The sequence below is a fragment of the Mycobacterium sp. TH-M11 genome, assembly GCF_057473725.1.
The window spans coordinates 1-3,931 of record NZ_JBYCLD010000140.1 but is presented as its reverse complement, the minus strand read 5'-3'; the positions used below and the strand labels follow the sequence as shown (position 1 = coordinate 3,931).

The window sequence follows — 3,931 nt, the reverse complement described above, 5'->3', positions numbered from 1 at the left end:
GCTATGCGGGCGCCTCCGCTGCCGCGACCACCTTTGACCCGCTTCATGAAGCTCCGGTGACCACCACCGCTGCTGGGTCGGCTCATCAAACGGCGGCTGCCGCCCAGGCCACCTCCAGCGCGGCCACCAACACCCCCACCAGCCTCTCGCAACTACTGTCCACACTGCAAACCTCCCTGCAAGGACTCACCAACCCCAGCGGGCTGTCCGGCGCGACCGGAGCCGCCACATCGGGATCGGGGTTGAGCGCGCTCTTGGATGCGCTGGGGCTCAACATCACCGCACCCGGGTCGGGAACCCTCACCTCGGGGCTGGCTGGGTTTTTCAATCTGATCTCGGGATCGTCCGGCGCGACCCCGATGTCGAATTTTTTGAACTCCACGTTGGTCAACTCTGTCCTCGCGGGCGCGCCCTACAGCCCCGCGTTCATCGGGCAGGCCGTGGGCGATATGACCGCTCTCACAACGGTCCTCGGCCGGACTCTGAACCCCGCCGCCGTGGCCGGCGGTCTGGGCGCGGCCACGTCCCACCTCAGTGCTGTCGATGCCCCGGCCCCGACAGGCTTAGGTAGTTCGGGCGTCCTGGCCGGGGTGCGCACCGGCGGGGCCGACGTCACCGCGAACGTCGGCAAAGCCACCCTGGTCCGAGCCCTGTCGGTGCCACCGCACTCGGCCGCCCTACTCGCGCCTGCGGATGCCGTGCCGTCCCCCGCGACGGCGCTGCCGGCCGTCGCACCCGCCACCAGCCCGGTAGTCACCGCCGGATTGCCGCCTGTTGCTGCATCGAGAGCGTCGCGCATGGTCGACAAAGCTGAGGACGAGGACGAGGAAGCCCCGATCTACGGATTCCCCACTAAAGCCATCCTCCGTACGCCAGCTGGGGGATAGGAAAAGCGAAAGCGGCGTTCGCACCGCCGCCGTCAACGAGGTGCTTGGCACCGACGCGAATACCGGCACGCCCTGTGCGGGAACCGATTTCGGCAAATGACGACCCGACGTCGATTGGAGTGACTGGCGATGACCACTCTGGACCGCGACAGCATCGACACCACACAACACGAGGTGTCGCGCCTCACAGTGCTGGACAGGGCCCACCTTGGTGACATCGACAGCGCCCTCGATCTCAGTCACCCCCTGCATGACCTGCGCGGTGTGCGCCGGAGACACTTTCGCCGTGCTGTGGACGAGGGGACGACAGCCACCGAGATCACCAGTGCTCGAACAGTTCTCCGACGCTTTAACGACAGCCGATCGGGCGCCGTGGTGGATGTTGCCGCCGGCCCTGCCGAAGCCGCTCGCGCCATCGACAAGTGATCACGCTATCGGCCTGGCAACGCACCAATCACGCTTGTCGTCCACACTGGATCCATACCTCGGTTCGGGGAAAGGAGTGCCGCGTCATGCAGACGCTGAGCATCGCTGAATTCGCGCTGCGTTTGGGCGTTGGGGCCGGCTGCGGCGCGCTCATCGGAATCGAGCGGCAGTGGCAGGCTCGACGGGCGGGCCTGCGGACCAACGCACTGGTGGCGACCGGCGCGACGCTGTTCGTGCTCTACTCGGTCGTCACCAACGACAGCAGCCCTACCCGAGTGGCGTCGTACGTCGTGTCCGGCGTCGGTTTCCTCGGTGGTGGGGTGATCCTGCGCGAGGGATTCAATGTGCGCGGGCTCAACACCGCGGCGACCTTGTGGTGTTCGGCTGCGGTCGGTGTGCTCGCGGCCGGCGGACATCCGTTGTTTGCGCTCATCGCCACCGGCACGATCGTGGCGATCCACGTGTTGGGGCGGCCGCTGGGCCACCTGATCGATCACGGCGACAGCGTGGTGGAGGAGGACGAAGACGACCAGCCCTATCAGCTGCAGCTGATCTGCCGGCCCAAGTCCGAACGGTACGCGCGCGCGCAGATTGTCCAGCGCACGGGCGGCGGCAGCGATCTGGTGTTGCGTGGCATCCATACGGGTCGGACCGGCGATGACAGCGTCGCCTTGACCGCGTACCTGCTCAGCGACGGCCATGCCCCGGCCCGGCTGGAACGGCTCGTCGCTGAACTCTCACTGCAAGAGGGCGTTCAGGCGGTGCACTGGTATGCCGGCGACGAGGACGAGCGCATGCCTCGGGCGCCGGAGACGGATTAGGCGGCCAAGCTTCAGAGCCCAGGACGGCGACGTCGTAGGGTGTGAGACGTGAATGCGATTGCCGGTTGGCTATCGGGTTTGCCGGAGCAGATGCGCGACCCGGTGCTGTTCTCGATTCCGTTCTTCCTTCTGCTGCTGATTGTTGAGTGGACCGCGGCACGCAAGCTCGAACGCATCGAACGGGAGGCGGACGCGCAATCCGATCGTCCGCGCTCGGGTGCCTATCTGACGGCCGATTCGTGGGCCAGCATCCGGATGGGTCTCATCTCGGTGGCGACGACGGCGGCCTGGAAATTCATCGCGTTGCTCGGCTACGCCGCGATCTACGCCTACCTGGCTCCCTGGCATCTGCCGGCGACGCGTTGGTACACCTGGGTGATCGCACTTCTCGGCGTCGATCTGCTCTACTACTGCTATCACCGCAGCGCGCACCGGATTCGGCTGATGTGGGCGACCCATCAGGCTCACCACTCCAGCCAGTACTTCAATTTCGCCACCGCGCTGCGTCAGAAATGGAACAACAGCGGCGAAATTCTCATGTGGATTCCGTTGCCACTCTTGGGTATTCCGCCGTGGCTGGTGTTCTGCAGCTTCTCGGTCAACCTGATCTATCAGTTCTGGGTACACACCGAGCGCATCGGCAGAATGTGGCCGCCTTTCGAATTCGTCTTCAACACACCATCGCATCATCGTGTACACCACGGGATGGATGCCGAGTACCTCGACAAGAATTACGGCGGCATTTTCATTGTGTGGGACCGGTTGTTCGGCACTTTCCGGCAAGAGACGTTTCGCCCGCATTACGGCCTGACCAAGCAGGTGGACACATTCAACGTGTGGAAGCTGCAGACTCACGAATACCTGGCTATTGCCCGAGATCTCCGTTCGGCAACGCGTCTGCGCGATCGACTCGGTCACGTCTTCGGGCCGCCCGGCTGGCAGGCCCCGTCGGCAGCGCAGTCCAAAGCATCGACACGGCCGGCATCCTGACGCTGATCATCCCGCTCAGCAGAGCGACCTTGTTTATCCGGCGTTTTCATCGCAGCGCGCCGAAAGCCCCCACCGCTCAGCCAAGATCACTAAGTTTGACGGCGAGGCCGGTATCCACCTGCCGTGACCACGAGAAGGGAATTGCTGTGGGAGACACTCTCACCGAGGGGCAAAAGCTCGTCAAAGGAGAATCGCTTACCTCGAGCAACGGGGCTTACACCCTGACGTTACAAGACGACGGAAACCTGGTCCTCGCGTCGCGCGGACATGCAATCTGGGCGTCGGGCACCAACGGTGAAGATGTGGTCCGCGCGGAGGTCCAGAGCGACGGCAACTTTGTGCTCTACACCGCCAACAACCCGGTGTGGCACACCGACACCAAGGGCAAGAAGAACGTCCGCCTCGTTCTTCAGGACGACCGCAACCTGGTGCTCTACTCCGGCGACGCCGCCGCGTGGTCGACCAAGACCGAAACCGACGCCCCGCCGCCGCCCGAGCCAGAGGCTGCCGCACCGCCAGTCGCAGAGGAGCACGCAGTCGAGGAAGCCGCTCACGCGGAGCCTGAGCCCGCAGCCGCACGCACCTACACCGTCGAATCCGGCGACACATTGTGGGCCATCGCCGAGCAGTTCTACGGCGACGGCAACAAATACCAAATAATCGCCGACGCCAGCGGCATCTCCAACCCGGATCTGATCCACCCGGGACAGGTCCTGACCATTCCTTGATCGTCCATGGAAAGGCGGCGCCCCCCCCGGCGGGGGGGGGCCTTGACAAAAACCCACACGCCCCGGGGGGGGGGCCACA

The 3,931-nt window shown here is 64.9% G+C and carries 4 protein-coding genes and 1 pseudogene; all 5 read left to right on the top strand.

What is annotated here, in order from left to right; genetic code table 11:
* Window positions 1-887, top strand: a pseudogene (locus tag AC2VOG_RS06100) (hypothetical protein); the annotation flags it as partial.
* A gap of 129 nt (window positions 888-1,016) precedes the next feature.
* Window positions 1,017-1,313: a hypothetical protein gene (locus AC2VOG_RS06095; RefSeq protein WP_486939018.1), complete on the top strand. Its 297-nt coding sequence runs from the start codon at window positions 1,017-1,019 to the stop codon at window positions 1,311-1,313.
* 86 nt (window positions 1,314-1,399) lie between these two features.
* Window positions 1,400-2,134: an MgtC/SapB family protein gene (locus tag AC2VOG_RS06090; RefSeq protein ID WP_486939017.1), complete on the top strand. Its 735-nt coding sequence runs from the start codon at window positions 1,400-1,402 to the stop codon at window positions 2,132-2,134.
* Between the two features lie 48 nt (window positions 2,135-2,182).
* On the top strand, window positions 2,183-3,124 hold the full coding sequence (locus AC2VOG_RS06085; RefSeq protein WP_486939016.1) for a sterol desaturase family protein: 942 nt from the start codon (window positions 2,183-2,185) through the stop codon (window positions 3,122-3,124).
* Window positions 3,125-3,270: 146 nt separating this feature from the next.
* Window positions 3,271-3,852, top strand: coding sequence for a LysM peptidoglycan-binding domain-containing protein (locus AC2VOG_RS06080; RefSeq protein WP_486939015.1), 582 nt, complete (start codon window positions 3,271-3,273; stop codon window positions 3,850-3,852).
* Window positions 3,853-3,931 lie beyond the last annotated feature (79 nt).

Bases quoted from the DNA above. Each gene is read 5' to 3' on its own strand.
- AC2VOG_RS06095 (WP_486939018.1), top strand. From the start codon at position 1,017: ATGACCACTCTGGACCGCGACAGCATCGACACCACACAACACGAGGTG.
- AC2VOG_RS06090 (WP_486939017.1), top strand. From the start codon at position 1,400: ATGCAGACGCTGAGCATCGCTGAATTCGCGCTGCGTTTGGGCGTTGGG.